Genomic DNA, 15,487 nt, shown 5'->3' with positions numbered 1-15,487 from the left:
TCCTACCTTGTCAGCCGCTTGTGCGTCATGCGGTGCGGGGTTGCCGCTTCCGCGCCCAGGCGGCGAAGCTTGTCCTTCTCATATTCCTCGAAGTTGCCTTCGAACCATTCGACATGCGCATCGCCCTCGAAGGCGAGCATGTGGGTCGCCATGCGGTCGAGGAACATGCGGTCGTGGCTGATGATGACGGCGCAGCCGGCATAGGCTTCGAGCGCGTCTTCCAGCGCGCTCAGCGTCTCGGTGTCGAGGTCGTTGGTCGGTTCGTCGAGCAGCAGCACATTGCCGCCGCCCTTCAACATCTTGGCCAGATGCACGCGGTTGCGCTGGCCGCCCGAGAGGTTGCCGACCTTCTGCTGCTGGTCGCCGCCGCGGAAGTTGAAGGACGAACAGTAGGCGCGGCTGTTGACCTCGTGCTTGCCGAGCTTGATGACCTCGGCGCCGCCGGAGATCTCTTCCCACACCGTCTTGTTCGCGTCGAGCGCGTCGCGGCTCTGGTCGACATAGCCGAGCCTCACGGTCTCGCCGATGCGGATCGAGCCCGCATCCGGTTTTTCCTGGCCGGTGATCATCTTGAACAGCGTCGTCTTGCCGGCGCCGTTCGGGCCGATGACACCGACGATGCCGCCCGGCGGCAGTTTGAACGACAGGTCCTCGATCAGAAGCTCGTCGCCAAAACCCTTGTTGAGGCCCTCGACCTCGATGACGACATTGCCGAGGCGTTCGCTCGACGGAATGACGATCTGCGTGTCGGTGGGCTTGCGGCTCTGCGACTGCTCGACCAGCTCCTCATAGGCCTTGATACGCGCCTTGGACTTGGTCTGGCGCGCCTTCGGCGAGGACTGGATCCATTCGCGCTCGCGCCAGATCGCCTTCTGGCGGGCGTCGTCCTCGCGGCCCTCCTGGATCAGGCGCTTGGCCTTGGCGTCGAGATACTTGGTGTAGTTGCCCTCGTAGGGAATGCCGCGGCCGCGGTCGAGCTCGAGGATCCAGCCGGTGACATTGTCGAGGAAGTAGCGGTCGTGGGTGATGATCAGCACCGAGCCCGGATAATCGCGCAGGTGCTTTTCCAGCCATTGCGTGGTCTCGGCGTCGAGATGGTTGGTCGGCTCGTCGAGCAGCAGAAGGTCGGGCTGTTCGAGCAGGAGGCGGCACAGCGCCACGCGGCGGCGCTCGCCGCCCGACAGGTTGGTCACCTCGGAATCGGCCGGCGGACACTGCAGCGCATCCATCGCCATCTCGACCTGCTGCTCGAGATCCCAAAGGTTGAGGCGATCCATCTCGTCCTGCAGCTTCGCCGACTCGTCGGCCGTCTCGTCGGAATAGTTCATCATCAGCTCGTTGTAGCGCTCGATGATGGCGGTCTTCCTGGCGACGCCGTCCATGACGTTTTCACGCACGGTCTTGCTGGCGTCGAGCTGCGGCTCCTGCGCGAGGTAGCCCACGGTCGCTCCCTCGGCCAGCCACGCCTCGCCCTGATACTCCTTGTCGAGCCCGGCCATGATGCGCAGGATCGTCGACTTACCCGAACCGTTGGGGCCGAGAATGCCGATCTTGGCGTCCGGGTAGAAGGACAGGTGGATGTTGTCGAGCACCTTCTTGGTGCCGTAGGCCTTCGACAGGCCGGACATGTGATAGATGAACTGGCGAGCCACGCGCGCTTTCCCTGGAAACTGAGGTGTCACATTGGATGGGGGTTGCGCGCTATGTAGGCGATGCAGCGCCGAACGGCAATCGCTTTCGGCACGCCGGACCTTCCTGAGGCTTTCGCCGGGCTGGAGGCAGCCATGCGCAGTCGATCAAATCCTTGCACGGCCCGAGCCGGTGAAAGCAGCGGTTAACCATTCCCCTTCAGAACAAAGAAGGTTGGGAAATTGCGGCAAGGCCGCGATTTTCGGGAGAGATCGGGTCGACGACGTGCTGAACGGTTCCTTGCTGCTTGCCGAAGCGGTCCTGTACTTCGGCGCCATGGTGACGCTCTTCCGCTTCCGGCGCCGCATCGGGCTCGGCGTGTTCATCTGCGCGCTCGGCGTCATGCATTTCCTCGAAACCTACCTCGCCAGCACCTTCTATGTCGCGCTGCCCTTCGGCATGGTCTCGCCAGGCTCCGCCGTGATGTTCTCCGGCAAATTGGTGATGCTGCTCCTGCTCTACATGAAGGAGGACGCGGCGACCGTGCGCCAGCCCATCTACGGCCTGCTGCTCGGCAATGCGCTGATGATCGCTCTCGTGCTCGTCCTGCGTTTGCACGCGATCTCGCCGCTTCCCGACGGCAAGATGCCGGATATCGGCTTCATCGACGAGATGGGCTGGCTGATGGCGTGGGGCACCTCGCTGCTCTTCCTCGACGCCATTTTGATCATCCTGCTCTACGAAAAGCTCGGCGCCTATCTGCGCCACAAGCCTTTTGCACGCATCCTGGCTTCGGTCGCCTGCGTGCTGACATTCGACCAGGCCGGCTTCTTCACCGCGCTGCATTTCGTCGCCGGTGCGCCGATCGAGGTCTTCTTCGGCGGCTGGTTCGCCAAGATGGCGGCGGCACTCGTCTACAGCGGCATGCTTGTCGCCTACCTCAAGTGGGTGGAAGACCACGAGATTACCCTGCCGCGCGGCCTCTCCGACATTTTCGACACCCTCACCTATCGCGAACGCTACGAGGCGCTGGTCAAGCATGTCGGCCGCGACGGCCTGACAGGACTGCTGCATCGCGGCAGCTTCGATGCCGACGGCGAGGCGGCTGTCGCGGCGTGCATCCGGACCGCCAAGCCGCTCAGCCTGCTGATCGTCGATGTCGACCATTTCAAATCGATCAACGACCGGTTCGGCCATGCCGAGGGCGACAAGGTGCTGAAATCGATAACCGCCCTGCTGATCGAGACTGTCGGAAGCGAGGACCAGGTGTTCAGGATCGGTGGCGAGGAGTTCGCGATCCTGTGCCCTCGGCCGCATTCGCTGGCAAAGCTGCTCGGCGAAAGCATCAGGAACGCAGTCAAGACCTCAGGCCATACCAGCCGTTTCAACATAACCGTCAGCGCCGGCGTCTCGACGGTCGGCGAGACGACGCGCTGCCTGGCCGACATTTTCGCATTGGCCGACCAGCGCCTCTACAAGGCCAAGTCGAGCGGCCGCGACAGGGTGGTCGGCGAGCCGGGCAGCGACGCCAACAGCCGACAGGCAGCTCCGAAGACCGCCTGACTTCGGCAGCCAAACCCGGCTGCCGGGCTCTTACTGAAACCCGATCGCGTCGACCGTGCCCTTTGGGCAACCGGCCTTGCCCGTCGGCGCCGAGGCCATGAGCAGGTCGGCGAGCTTGCTCTCGGGACCGATCGGGCCGGAGAGGCCGAGCGTCAGCTCGCCGATCAGCCGCCGGCCGCCGGACGGATCGACCAGGCAGGAAACGCGCACCCGGTCGCCGGCGCCGGCGCCGAAGGCCTTGTCGAAGGCGTCTCGGATCTGTTGCGACGTCAACTGCTTGCCGATGTTCTTGGTGAAGAGGTCGCGCACCGGCGAGGCATTCACCGCGCGCATCAGATTGAGCGCGTCGGAGAAATAGTCCTGCTGGCTTTTGCCGTAGCAGGTGCCGTGCTTGATCCACTCATGGCGTTCGAGCTTGGAAGCCGTGCCCGGCATAACCTGGTCGAGTTCGGCGCGCGTGCTGGCATCGAGATTGACGGGCGGCAGGTCTCCCCAATGCGCGGGGTTGTCGTTGGCTTTGTCGCCGGCCGACACTTGGCAATAGAAATTGCCGTTCGGCTGCGGCCACAGCCCATGCAGGGTGAAGTGGGAAGCATCGAACTCGCTGGGATTCTGTGCCTTGCATTCGGGCTTGCTGCCCTTGGTCTCGCAGAAGGCGGGCTGCCAGCTCAGCGCGAAGACATATTCAGGCTTGCCGGAGGCGGGCTGCGACGGCTTGGCCTGGCCGGCGGGTGCCGGTGCGGCCGCGGCGCTGCCGCCGGTGACATGGCCGCAGTTGATCTTCACCCAACGCCGTTCCGGATCGGCGCCCGGAACCTGGATGAGGTAGTGGGTGGGTTCGTCCTTGTTGCCGGCCAGAAGCTGGTAGCTCTGTCCTGTTTGAGTGGACACGTCGCCGGGATTCTTGCCGCTCTTGATGGCTTGCGTCGCAGGACAGGCGCTGTCGGCCACGAAGGTGCCGCTCATCTTCACATCGGCCCGCGCTTCGCCGGCGCCAACCAGAGCCAGAACGACCGAACCCCACAATGCCCAAGCCCGCATTCCCGCTCTCCCGGCGATCATTGAACCGTATTGAATTCGTCACACTAGAACAGGCGAAGTGTCAGAATTACGATCTTTTTCGCCGCGCGAAAATAATCCCCAGGAGAGCGATGGGCGCGTCCGATCCGGTCGAAAGGATCGCGCTCTCTTGACGCCGTCGAAACCCTCGCCCATCAGTCGCGAAGGGAGCGAGACATGCCATTCGACAAGCAGACCAGGCTGGCCTCACCGACCGGGGCCGACCTCAACCTCTATGTGAGACAAGCGCGGACATCTCCGCGCACCGTCATCCAGATCAATCACGGCCTGGCCGAGCATGCGGCGCGTTACGCCCGCTTTGCCGATTTCCTCGCCGAACGCGGCTTTCATGTTTACGCCCATGACCATCGCGGTCATGGCGCGACCAAGGCGCCCGACGCGCCGCTCGGCAGGTTCGGCGATGCCGACGGTATCGCCAAGGTGATTGCCGACGTCGGCGCGGTCCACGATCTGATCGCCGCCGAGCATCCGGAGCTGCCGGTTATCGTCTTCGGCCATTCGCTCGGTGCCTCGATCGCGCTGAACTTCGTGCTCCGCCACTCGCGGCGCGTCCATGCCGCCGCGATCTGGAACGGCAATTTTTCGCAAGGTCTGCTCGGCCAGCTGGCGCTGGGCATTCTCGGATGGGAACGGTTGCGGCTGGGATCAGACGTGCCGTCGCGCCTTCTGCCCAAGCTGACCTTCCAGGCCTGGGGCAAGGCCGTGCCCAACCATCGGACCTTGTTCGACTGGCTGTCGCGCGATCCGGTCGAGATCGACAAATACATCGCCGATCCGCTCTGCGGCTGGGATGCCTCCATCTCGATGTGGCGCGATGTGGTCGAGATGGCGCTTTACGCCGGCAAGGATTCCAGCTTTGCCGGCGTGCGGCGCGACCTTCCCGTCAACCTGGTCGGCGGCGAGAAGGATCCCGCCTCGGAGCACGGCAAGGCGGTTAGCCACCTCGCCCGGCGCATGGACCGAATGGGCTTTTCGAATCTGGTTTCAAAGGTTTACGCGGAGACGCGTCACGAAAGCCTGAACGAGGTGAACCGCGACATCGTCATGAACGATTTCGCCGCCTGGGCAGATCGCGTGCTGAAATCCTAGCGGCAATTGGCCCAGTGTATGGGCCGTGACAGCGGCAGCGGCTATTGATAGACGCTGCGCTTTCGACCCCATTCACGGTGATCCATGGCTGAACCTCCGCTGAAAGGCATCCGCGTTATCGAACTGGCCCGCATCCTGGCGGGACCCTGGGCCGGGCAGTTGCTCGCCGACCTCGGCGCCGATGTCATCAAGGTCGAGAGCCCGGACGGCGGCGACGACACCCGCAAATGGGGCCCGCCCTTCGTCATGAGCCATGACGGCGAGAACCTTTCGGCGGCCTATTACCATTCCTGCAATCGCGGCAAGCGCTCGATCGCCATCGATTTCTCCAAGCCCGAGGGCGCCGATACGCTGCGCCGCCTCGTCGCCACGGCCGACGTGCTGATCGAGAACTTCAAGCTCGGAGGCCTCAGGAAATACGGCCTCGACTATGAGAGCCTGAAGAAGACCAACCCGCGCCTCGTCTATTGCTCGATCACCGGCTTCGGCCAGGATGGCCCGTATGCGCCACGCGCCGGCTACGATTTCATCATCCAGGCGATGGCCGGCATGATGTCGATCACCGGCGAGGCCGGCCGCGAGCCGCAGAAGGCTGGCGTCGCCATCTCCGACCTGTTCACCGGCCTCTATTCCGTCATCGCCATCCAGGCGGCGCTGCGCCATGCCGAGAAGACCGGCGAAGGCCAGCACATCGACATGGCGCTCTACGACAGCCAGATCTCGGCGCTCGGTAACCAGAACCTCAACTATCTCGTTTCCGGCAAGTCGCCGGTGCAGATGGGCAATGCGCATATGAACATCGCGCCTTACGAGGTGCTGCCGGTGAGAGACGGCCACATCATTCTCGCGGTCGGCAATGACGGCCAGTTCGGCAAGTTCTGTGCGGTAGTTGGCCTGACCGACTTGCCCGCCAACCCGGACTTCGCCACCAACCCCGCCCGCGTCGCCAATCGCGCCAGGCTGCGCGAGCTGATCATCGAGACGCTAAGCACTTGGGAACGCGATCCGCTGCTGGCCAAGCTCGAAGCGGCCGGCGTTCCGGCAAGCCCCATCAACACGATCGGCCAGATGTTCGCCGATCCGCAGACGATCGCGCGCGGCATGCGGCTCGACCTCGACGACGGGCACGGCAATTTGCTGCCTTCCGTGCGCGCGCCGATGGTGATGTCGGGCACGCCGCTCGTCTACGAGCGCCCCTCGCCGCGTCTTGGCGAGCACACTGCAGAAATCCTTGCCGAACTGGAGAGATCAGCAAAATGAAGACCGGCGGACAACTGATCGTCGAGGCGCTCGAAGCGAACGGCACCGACCGCATCTTCTGCGTGCCCGGCGAATCCTATCTGGCTGTGCTCGACGCGCTGCACGACTCTTCGATCCGCACCATCGTCTGCCGCCAGGAAGGGGGTGCCGCGATGATGGCCGACTGTCAGGGGCGCCTGACCGGCAAGCCCGGCATCTGCTTTGTCACCCGCGGCCCGGGTGCCACCAACGCTTCCGCCGGCATCCACATCGCCATGCAGGATTCGGTGCCGCTGATCCTATTCATCGGTCAGGTCGCCAGCCACGCCAAGGAGCGCGAGGCTTTTCAGGAGGTCGACTACAAGCGCTTCTTCGGCGACATCGCCAAATGGGTGGTCGAGATCGACGATGCGTCGCGCATCCCGGAATTCGTCACCCGCGCCTTTGCGGTCGCGACGTCAGGCAGGCCCGGCCCTGTCGTCATCTCGCTGCCCGAGGACATGCTGACCAGCGAGGTCGAGGCGCCGGAAGCGCTTCCGCACACGCCGATCGAGACGCGTCCCGGCGAGGCCGAGCTCGACGCGCTTGAAATGCTGTTGAGCAACGCGAAGCGCCCATTTGTCATCCTCGGCGGCACGCGCTGGAATGAGGAAGCGGTGGCGCATATGCGCACGATCGCCGAGGTATGGTCGCTGCCTGTCGGCTGTTCCTTCCGTCGCCAGATGCTGTTCGACCATTTGCACCCGAACTATGCCGGGGACGTCGGCATCGGCATCAACCCCAAGCTGGCGGCACAGATCAAGCAGGCCGATGTCGTGCTGCTGATCGGCGGCCGCATGGGCGAGATGCCTTCTTCCGATTACACGCTGCTCAAAAGCCCCTACCCCGACCAGGCGCTGGTGCATGTTCATGCCGACGCCGGCGAGCTAGGCCGCGTCTACCGCCCGACACTGGCGATCAACGCCTCGCCCTCGGCTTTCGTCGCGGCTTTTGCCAAGCGCAAGCCGGCCGGCACGCCTTCGTGGGGGGAAGAAACGGCGAAAGCTCACGCCGCCTATCTCGAATGGTCGACACCGCCTGAGACCGGTCCTGGCGCCGTCCAGATGGGGCCGATCATGAACTATCTGGAAAAGGCGCTGCCGGAGGAGACCATCCTCACCAACGGCGCCGGTAATTACGCTATCTGGGTGCACCGCTTCCACCGCTTCCGCCGCTTCGCCACGCAGGCCGCCCCGACCTCTGGCTCGATGGGCTACGGCACACCGGCGGCCGTTGCCGCCAAGGCGTTGTTCCCGGATCGCACCGTGGTCGCCTTTGCCGGCGACGGCTGCTTCCTGATGAACGGGCAGGAATTCGCGACCGCCGTCCAGTACGACCTGCCGATCATCGTGGTGGTGGTCAACAACGGCATCTACGGCACGATCCGCATGCATCAGGAGCGGGAATATCCGAACCGCGTCGTCGCCACCGACCTCAAGAACCCGGACTTCGCCGCTCTCGCCCGCGCCTACGGCGGCCATGGCGAGACGGTCGAAAAGACCGGGGACTTCGCTGCCGCCTTCGAACGCGCACGCGCCAGCGGCAAGCCCGCGATCGTCGAGATCAGGCTCGATCCCGAGGCGATCACGCCGACCCGCACGCTGACGCAGATCCGCGACAAGTCGTGATCAGGCCGAAAGAGACGGGTCACCCGCCTCGTCACAGCGTAGGGACGTTTGGCTACATCGTTCCGCCCGTTGCCTTCTCGATCTGCCCGCGGATCTCGCCGTCCGGGTTGGCGGCGGTGTGGATATTGACATAATATTTGCCGGCCTCCAGGTCGGTGGCCTGGGCATCCGTCAGCGTCGCCGAGCCCTTGATTGGGCTCTTGAGCTTCTTGAACGGGATTACGGGATCCGCGTTTTCGCCCTTTGCCGCCGGACCGTGAATGTGAGCGGCCGACGCAGGCCCGCTGAGGCCGGAATATTTGACGTTCCAGCTGAGCTTCTTGTTGGCGGTATTGAATGTGAGTGTGGCAGTTCCCTTGCCCTTGGTCGTGACAGGCGGGTTCTGCTGGCCACCATCGAGCGTCGCCTTGAATTTCATCGTGTCGGCCATGACCGGCGATGCGAGCAGGAAGGCGGTCGAAACCGCTAGCGCCGAAAGCAGCGGCAAGGATTGGATGCGCATTGGAAGACCTCCGTTTGACTGACGCGTCCGTCACGGCCCCCCGGCGCGCGGATGCACTTACAGCAACGGTTGGCCGGCGCTTTGTATCCCCGCGCACGCATATTTTACCGGCGCCAACAAAAAGGGGCGGTCGTCGCCCGCCCCCTTTCAACTCCGTTGCAGAGGCCTGACCTTTACTTGATCGCCTTGTCGGTGATCGCGGTCGTGTAGGCGCCCGAAGGCTCCTTGGCGATGATCTTCTGGTCGAGCAGCGCCTTGGCGGTGCGCTCGTAAGTTGCCGGATCGAGCTTGCCGTCGGCATTGTCGATCAGCTTGGCGACTTCGCCCATCATGCGCTTCTGGTGGTTCTCGTCCTGGCCGCCGTTGTCCATGACGATTCCGGCCGCTTCGTCCGAATTGTCGACGGCATATTTCCAGCCCTTCATCGAGGCGCGCACGAAGCGCACCATCTTGTCCTCGAAGGCCGGGTCCTTCAGCTTGTCCTCAAGCGCGTAGAGCCCGTCCTCGAGCAGGTCGTTGCCCATGGCCGAGTAGTTGAAGACGGTGAGCTGCTCCGGCTTGTAGCCGGCGTCGATCAGCTGCCAGTACTCGTTATAGGTCATGACCGAGATGCAGTCCGCCTGCTTCTGGATCAGCGGCTGCACGTCGAAGCTCTGCTTCAGCACGGTGACGCCGTCCTTGCCACCGTCGGTCTTCAGGCCGAGCTTGTTCATCCAGGCGTAGAACGGATATTCGTTGCCGAAGAACCAGACGCCGAGCGTATGACCCTTGAAGTCGGCTTCGGTCTTGATCGGGCCATCCTTCGGGCAGACCAGCTCCATGCCGGCCTTCTTGAACGGCTGCGCGATGTTGACCAGCGGCACGCCCTTTTCGCGAGCCGCCAGCGCGCCACCCATCCAGTCGACGATGACATCGGCGCCGCCGCCGGCGATCACCTGCTCCGGCGCGATGTCCGGACCACCCGGCTTGATGTCGACATCGAGGCCCTCGGCATCATAGAAGCCCTTGGCCTTGGCGACATAGTAGCCGGCGAACTGCGCCTGCGTGACCCATTTCAGCTGCAGCGTCACCTTGTCGGCGGCCATAGCCTGGAAAGCGGCCAGCGACATCGCGCCGGCTAGAGCAGAAATTACCAGTCTTTTCATATTTTTACCCTCTGAAGTTAGCACCCAAACCCACCGCCCCTATCCACCACGGACAGAGGGATGCCAAAACGTGACGGCTCTCTCGATAAGAGCGACCACGCCATAAAAGACCGAACCCGCAAGTGCTGCAACTGCGATTTCGGCCCAAACCATGTCGATGTTCATCCGTCCGACTTCGGTAGAAATGCGGAATCCCATGCCGACGACCGGCGTGCCGAAGAACTCCGCGACGATGGCGCCGATCAGCGCCAGCGTAGAGTTGATCTTCAGCGCGTTGAAGATGAACGGCATCGCCGCCGGCAGCCTGAGCTTCAGCAAAGTCGGCCAATAACCCGAAGCATAAGTGCGCATCAGGTCGCGTTCCATGTGCCCAGAGGCGGCAAGCCCGGCGACCGTGTTCACCAGCATCGGGAAGAAGGTCATGATGATGACCACCGCCGCCTTGGACGGCCAGTCGAAGCCGAACCACATCACCATGATCGGCGCGACGCCGATGATCGGCAGCGCCGAAACCATGTTGCCGATCGGCAGCAGCCCGCGCCTGAGGAACGGCACGCGGTCGGCAAGGATGGCGACGACGAAGCCGGCGAGGTTGCCGACGACGTAGCCGACCAGAACCGCCTTGAAGATCGTCTGCCGCACATCCTCCCCCAGGATCGGCAGCGCGTTGGCAATGCGCGCGCCGATGGCGCTCGGCGGCGGCAGCAGAATGAAGGGGATACCGGCGCCGCGTGTCACCGCTTCCCAGATGATCAGGATCCAGGCCCCAAAGATCGCCGGGATGATCAGGCGCAATCCAGCCTTCGCCCCACTCGCAGCGGGCCGCAGGGAGGATAACAGGGCCGCGCAGCGCCAGGCGAGCAGCCAGGCCGCGGCAAGAGCCAGGAAATAGGGCGCCAACGCCGTGCCCTCGAAACCGGCGATGCCTTCGATCAGAAGCCAGGCGGCGACATGGGCGCCAATGAACAGGATCGCAGCCTCGACGACAGGCGCGAGCCTGACCGCCGAGACCAGCGCCGCGATCAGCAGCAAGCCGAGGATCAGCCCCTTCGTGCCCATATACGGGTAGGCGATCGTTGCCGTGGGCTGCGCGAGCGCGGCCGCTTCCGGTTTCGACATTGCGCCAAGCGCGAAGGCAATGAGGCAAAAGAGGATCGCCAGCACCGATTGCCAGGACGGTTTCAGCCAGGTCATGCCGGCCTCCCGCCCATGGTGCGGTCGACGAGGCGGCCGGCGATGCCGACAACCATGACCAGAAGTGCGGCAACCACCGAGCCTGCGACCAGCGCCGACCATATGTCGATGGTCTGGCTGTAATAGGCGCCGGAGAGCAGCTTGGCGCCGATACCGGCGACGGCGCCTGTCGGCAACTCGCCGACGATGGCGCCGACCAGGCTCGCCGCCACCGCCACCTTCATCGAGGTGAACAGGAACGGCACCGAGGCCGGCACGCGCAGCTTCCAGAAGGTCTGCGAGGCGCTGGCATTGTAGGTGTGCATCAGGTCGAGATGCATGATCTCGGGCGAGCGCAAGCCTTTCACCATGCCGACGGCGACAGGGAAGAAGGAGAGATAGGTCGAGATCAGCGCCTTGGGGATCAGCCCGGTGATGCCGATAGCCGCCAGCACCACGATGATCATCGGCGCCACCGCCAGGATCGGAATGGTCTGCGAGGCGATGATCCACGGCATCAGGCTGCGGTCGAGCGTCGTCACATGCACGATGCCGACCGCGATGACGATGCCGAGCGCTGTGCCGAAGGCGAAGCCGAGCAGCGTCGAGGACAGCGTGACCCAGGCGTTGTAGATCAGGCTGCGGTTCGAGGTGACGCTGCGCAGGAATGTGTTCTCGAAGAAGTTCACCGCCACCTGATGCGGCGCCGGCAGCGTCGGCTTCGGCTGCGACAGCGTCTTGCCGATGAATTCGACGGTGCCGGGGGTCTGGTTGGCCCGCTGGTCGAGATCGCGCTGGAACGGCGCGTTGAGGATGACGGCGAAGACATACCAGATCACCACCACGCCAGCGAGGATGGTGGTGACCGGGACGATCTTGGAACGGAAGGAGTCCATCTAGCGCTCCCCTCGTCTCAGCGATAGAGCGCGGCGCGGCGTGTTGTTCGTCATCCTAGGGCGGAGCAAGGAGCGAAGCGACGCAGCGCAGACCCTAGGATCCATGCCGTTACTTTTCAGCTTCGCAGCGGTGCAGAATAGGGCTCCCTGCGCCGCGCGGCATTTGGTGGCCATTCTTCGCCGCTTTGACCCTTCGGCCGAGGTCGCGGCATGGATACTAGGGTCTGCGCTCCGCTTCGCGTCGCTCCGCCCTAGGATGACGAAGCCACGCTCAGCCGCTCGCTCCGCGCGCTCAATCCTCATAGCTGTGCCCTGCCCTCAACCCGTCGCGCACGCGCGCGGCGATCGCCAGGAATTCCGGCGTCTCGCGGATATCGAGCGGCCGCTTCCTCGGCAGCGTCGATTCGATGATGTCGGTGACGCGGCCCGGCCGCGGCGACATCACCACGATGCGCGTCGACAGATACACGGCCTCGGGGATCGAATGGGTGACGAAGCAGATCGTCTTGTTGGTCCGGTCCCAGAGCTCGAGGAGTTGCTCGTTCAGATGGTCGCGCACGATCTCGTCGAGCGCGCCGAACGGCTCGTCCATCAGAAGCAAATCGGCATCGAAGGCGAGGGCGCGCGCGATCGAGGCGCGCTGCTGCATGCCGCCGGAAAGCTGCCAGGGATATTTCTTCTCAAAGCCGGAGAGGTTGACCAGCTCCATGGTGCGCTTGATGCGCTCCGCCTGCTCGGCCTGGCTGAGGCCGATGATCTCCAGCGGCAGCGCCACGTTGCGCTCGATCGTGCGCCACGGGAACAGCGCCGCCGCCTGGAAGACATAGCCGTAAGCGCGCTTCTCGCGCGCCTGCTCCGGCGAAATCCCGTTGATGGAGATCGTTCCCGAGGTTGGCTTCTCCAGGTCGGCGATGACGCGCAGCAACGTCGTCTTGCCGCAGCCGGAGGGGCCGATGAAGGAGACGAATTCGCCCTTGTTGATGGTGAGATCGACATTGGACACAGCCTGCACCGGACCGTCATTGGTCTGGAAGGTGAGGCCGAGCTTGCTTGCCGAAACGACGGCTGGCGACTGTCCGCTCATTGGCTGCAGCCTGCCTTTCGCAGCCGATGCCGCGCAGGCCGGAATCCGGTTGATTTTACGTTTATGTTGCTTTCCACTCGTCCTGTCCCAACAGATCGAGGCCGCCCGGAGGCTTGCCTATGTCGCCTAAACCCACTTGTCATCTTATTCGCCCTGAAAGCACCTATGAAGGCAAGCAGGGGCTGAGCTACTTCGCCGGCATCGCCGCCGAGACCGTCGGCTCTTCCGGCATCTGCATGCATCTCTTGACCATGCCGCCGGGCGCCCGCGCCAAGGCGCATATGCATGAGAACCACGAGACGGCGATCTATGTGCTCTCCGGCGAGGTTCATACCTGGTACGGCGACCGGCTCGAGCACCACATCGTCGTCAAGGCCGGCGATCTCTTCTACATCCCGGCCGGCGTGCCGCATTTGCCCGCAAATCTCAGCGGTGCGCCCTCTTCGGCGGTCATTGCCCGCACCGATCCCAACGAGCAGGAAAGCGTCGTCCTGCTGCCGGAACTGGATGCCTTGGTCGCCTGAGGCCGAAGGGATCACTCTCGTCGCTATTTGCACCGGGAGACTTCGCCCATCACGGTACCGTCCTCGCCGGTCACCACCAGTTTCTTCGCATTCTTTTTGCTGCGCTTGATGGTGAACTTGATCGGTGCCTGCCCCTCTTCGCCTTCCGCCTCACATTTTGCTGTCACCACAAGCGAACCATCGGCCTGCATCTGCTTGTCGCTGAAGGTGCAGGCGCTGGCCGCGGTGATCAGCTCCTTGTCGGTCAGAAGCAGCATCTGATCGGCGGCGACTTCCTGACCGTTTCTGTTGATACAGCCATACTTGTCGCCGTAAGGCTTGCTGAGGTCGATTCCGGCAGCACAGGCCGAGCCTGCGGTCATCAGCGAGGCAGCCGCGATAGCAAGATAGAGAGCCCGCACGCTTAAACTCCCGTCGCCGGAATGCCGGACCGTTCCACCTTGCGTGGCGCGGAAATCTCCTTCCAGGTCGACAGCGCCCGGTTGACCGCAGCGTTCGGCTCGCGGGCGACGAATTCGCCATGGCCGATCTTGGCCTTGACGTCCGACTCCTCGATCGACAGCTCGCCGCGCGAGAAGACGAAGCGCGGCAGGCCGGTCACCTCGAAACCTTCGAAGACGTTGTAGTCGATCACCGACTGCTGCTTCTTGGCCGAGATCGTCTTCTTGCGCTTTGGGTCCCAGACAACGATGTCGGCATCCGCGCCTTCGACGATCGCGCCCTTCTTCGGATACATGTTGAGGATCTTGGCGATGTTGGTCGAGGTCACCGCGACGAACTCGTTCATCGTCAGCCGGCCGGTGTTGACGCCGGTTGTCCACAGTATGGGCAAACGGTCCTCGAGGCCGCCGGTGCCGTTCGGAATCTTGGTAAAGTCTCCGACACCGTTGCGCTTCTGCTTGGTGGTGAAGGAACAGTGGTCGGTCGCCACCACCTGCAGCGAGCCGGCCTGCAGGCCTGCCCACAGCGAATCCTGATGCCATTTGCTGCGGAAGGGCGGGCTCATCACGCGGCGCGCCGCATGGTCCCAGTCCTTGTTGAAATATTCGGTCTCGTCGAGCGTCAGATGCTGGATCAGCGGCTCGCCGAAGACGCGCATGCCCTTCTGGCGGGCGCGGCGGATGGCTTCGTGGCTCTGCTCGCAGGAGACATGCACGACATAGAGCGGCACGCCGGCCATGTCGGCGATCATGATGGCGCGATTTGTGGCTTCGCCCTCCACCTCGGGCGGACGCGAATAAGCATGGCCCTCGGGCCCGTTGTTGCCGGCGGCAAGCAGTTTTTGCGAGAGGGCCGCAACCACGTCGCCATTCTCGGCGTGCACCAGCGGCAGCGCGCCGAGATCGGCGCAGCGCTGGAACGACGCATACATCTCGTCGTCGTCGACCATCAGCGCGCCCTTATAGGCCATGAAGTGCTTGAACGAGGTGATGCCCCTGTCGACGACGGTCGCCATCTCGTCGAACACCTGCTTGCCCCACCAGGTGATCGCCATGTGGAAGGAATAGTCGCAGGACGCCTTCGAGGTCTTGTTGTCCCACATCTGCAGGGCTTCGAGCAGCGACTGCTGCGGCGCCGGCAGGCAGAAATCGACGACCATGGTCGTGCCGCCGGAAAGCGCCGCGCGCGTGCCGGATTCGAAATCGTCGGCCGAATAGGTACCCATGAACGGCATTTCGAGGTGGGTGTGCGGATCGATGCCGCCCGGCATGACGTAGCAGCCCGTGGCATCGAACTCGTGGTCGCCGTGCAGGTCCGAGCCGATGGCGATGATCTTGCCGTGGCTGAACACCACGTCGGCCTTCCACGTGCGGTCAGCCGTGACGATGGTGCCGTTCTTGATGACTTTGGTCATTCTCTTGTTCCCCTGATCTTTCGCGCTTCTTTGCGAGCGGT

The 15,487-nt window shown here is 63.7% G+C and carries 14 protein-coding genes; 5 read left to right on the top strand and 9 right to left on the bottom strand.

Annotated features, from left to right (window positions below):
* Window positions 1-2: 2 nt before the first annotated feature.
* The gene (gene ettA, locus P9236_RS00750) at window positions 3-1,652 is read right to left on the bottom strand and encodes an energy-dependent translational throttle protein EttA (protein ID WP_278072697.1); all 1,650 of its coding nucleotides are present in this window, start codon (window positions 1,650-1,652) and stop codon (window positions 3-5) included.
* 262 nt (window positions 1,653-1,914) lie between these two features.
* Between ettA and P9236_RS00745 the strand changes: the two genes are divergently transcribed.
* Window positions 1,915-3,192: a GGDEF domain-containing protein gene (locus tag P9236_RS00745; RefSeq protein WP_278072696.1), complete on the top strand. Its 1,278-nt coding sequence runs from the start codon at window positions 1,915-1,917 to the stop codon at window positions 3,190-3,192.
* A gap of 30 nt (window positions 3,193-3,222) precedes the next feature.
* On the opposite strand, the gene P9236_RS00740 is transcribed toward P9236_RS00745, so the two are convergent.
* Window positions 3,223-4,233 (bottom strand): ribonuclease, encoded by a 1,011-nt coding sequence (locus tag P9236_RS00740; RefSeq protein WP_278072695.1) that lies wholly within the window; start codon window positions 4,231-4,233, stop codon window positions 3,223-3,225.
* Between the two features lie 195 nt (window positions 4,234-4,428).
* Between P9236_RS00740 and P9236_RS00735 the strand changes: the two genes are divergently transcribed.
* The 3 genes from P9236_RS00735 to P9236_RS00725 all read left to right on the top strand — a co-directional run bounded on the left by P9236_RS00735 (window position 4,429) and on the right by P9236_RS00725 (window position 8,267).
* Entirely contained in the window at window positions 4,429-5,361 is a 933-nt protein-coding gene (locus P9236_RS00735) for an alpha/beta hydrolase (protein ID WP_278072694.1), read from the top strand.
* A gap of 84 nt (window positions 5,362-5,445) precedes the next feature.
* The gene (locus P9236_RS00730) at window positions 5,446-6,621 is read left to right on the top strand and encodes a CaiB/BaiF CoA-transferase family protein (protein ID WP_278072693.1); all 1,176 of its coding nucleotides are present in this window, start codon (window positions 5,446-5,448) and stop codon (window positions 6,619-6,621) included.
* A complete protein-coding gene (locus P9236_RS00725; RefSeq protein ID WP_278072692.1) occupies window positions 6,618-8,267 on the top strand; it encodes a thiamine pyrophosphate-binding protein in 1,650 nt (549 codons plus the stop codon). The genes P9236_RS00730 and P9236_RS00725 overlap by 4 nt, the downstream gene beginning before the upstream one ends.
* A 52-nt stretch (window positions 8,268-8,319) precedes the next feature.
* Here P9236_RS00725 and P9236_RS00720 read toward each other — a convergent pair whose 3' ends face one another.
* The 5 genes from P9236_RS00720 to P9236_RS00700 all read right to left on the bottom strand — a co-directional run bounded on the left by P9236_RS00720 (window position 8,320) and on the right by P9236_RS00700 (window position 13,067).
* Window positions 8,320-8,769 carry a CHRD domain-containing protein gene (locus tag P9236_RS00720; RefSeq protein WP_278072691.1) on the bottom strand — a complete coding sequence of 150 codons (450 nt, stop codon included), beginning with the start codon at window positions 8,767-8,769 and terminating at the stop codon, window positions 8,320-8,322.
* A 173-nt stretch (window positions 8,770-8,942) separates the two neighbouring features.
* A complete protein-coding gene (locus P9236_RS00715; protein ID WP_192243255.1) occupies window positions 8,943-9,914 on the bottom strand; it encodes an ABC transporter substrate-binding protein in 972 nt (323 codons plus the stop codon).
* A gap of 39 nt (window positions 9,915-9,953) precedes the next feature.
* Window positions 9,954-11,108, bottom strand: a complete 1,155-nt coding sequence (locus P9236_RS00710; RefSeq protein WP_278072690.1) for an ABC transporter permease — start codon at window positions 11,106-11,108, stop codon at window positions 9,954-9,956.
* Window positions 11,105-11,983 (bottom strand): ABC transporter permease, encoded by an 879-nt coding sequence (locus P9236_RS00705; RefSeq protein ID WP_278072689.1) that lies wholly within the window; start codon window positions 11,981-11,983, stop codon window positions 11,105-11,107. The genes P9236_RS00710 and P9236_RS00705 overlap by 4 nt, the downstream gene beginning before the upstream one ends.
* 292 nt (window positions 11,984-12,275) lie before the next feature.
* Window positions 12,276-13,067 carry an ABC transporter ATP-binding protein gene (locus tag P9236_RS00700; RefSeq protein WP_278072688.1) on the bottom strand — a complete coding sequence of 264 codons (792 nt, stop codon included), beginning with the start codon at window positions 13,065-13,067 and terminating at the stop codon, window positions 12,276-12,278.
* Between the two features lie 113 nt (window positions 13,068-13,180).
* Between P9236_RS00700 and P9236_RS00695 the strand changes: the two genes are divergently transcribed.
* Entirely contained in the window at window positions 13,181-13,591 is a 411-nt protein-coding gene (locus tag P9236_RS00695; protein ID WP_189343863.1) for a cupin domain-containing protein, read from the top strand.
* A 23-nt stretch (window positions 13,592-13,614) separates the two neighbouring features.
* On the opposite strand, the gene P9236_RS00690 is transcribed toward P9236_RS00695, so the two are convergent.
* Window positions 13,615-13,992 carry a hypothetical protein gene (locus P9236_RS00690; protein WP_278072687.1) on the bottom strand — a complete coding sequence of 126 codons (378 nt, stop codon included), beginning with the start codon at window positions 13,990-13,992 and terminating at the stop codon, window positions 13,615-13,617.
* A gap of 2 nt (window positions 13,993-13,994) precedes the next feature.
* Window positions 13,995-15,446: a dihydropyrimidinase gene (gene hydA, locus P9236_RS00685; protein WP_278072686.1), complete on the bottom strand. Its 1,452-nt coding sequence runs from the start codon at window positions 15,444-15,446 to the stop codon at window positions 13,995-13,997.
* Window positions 15,447-15,487: the final 41 nt, after the last annotated feature.

It is taken from the genome of Mesorhizobium sp. WSM4884 (assembly GCF_029625675.1).
GTDB lineage: Bacteria > Pseudomonadota > Alphaproteobacteria > Rhizobiales > Rhizobiaceae > Mesorhizobium.
Note: the sequence above shows the minus strand (reverse complement) of the source record. Positions and strands in the feature narration are given on the sequence as shown.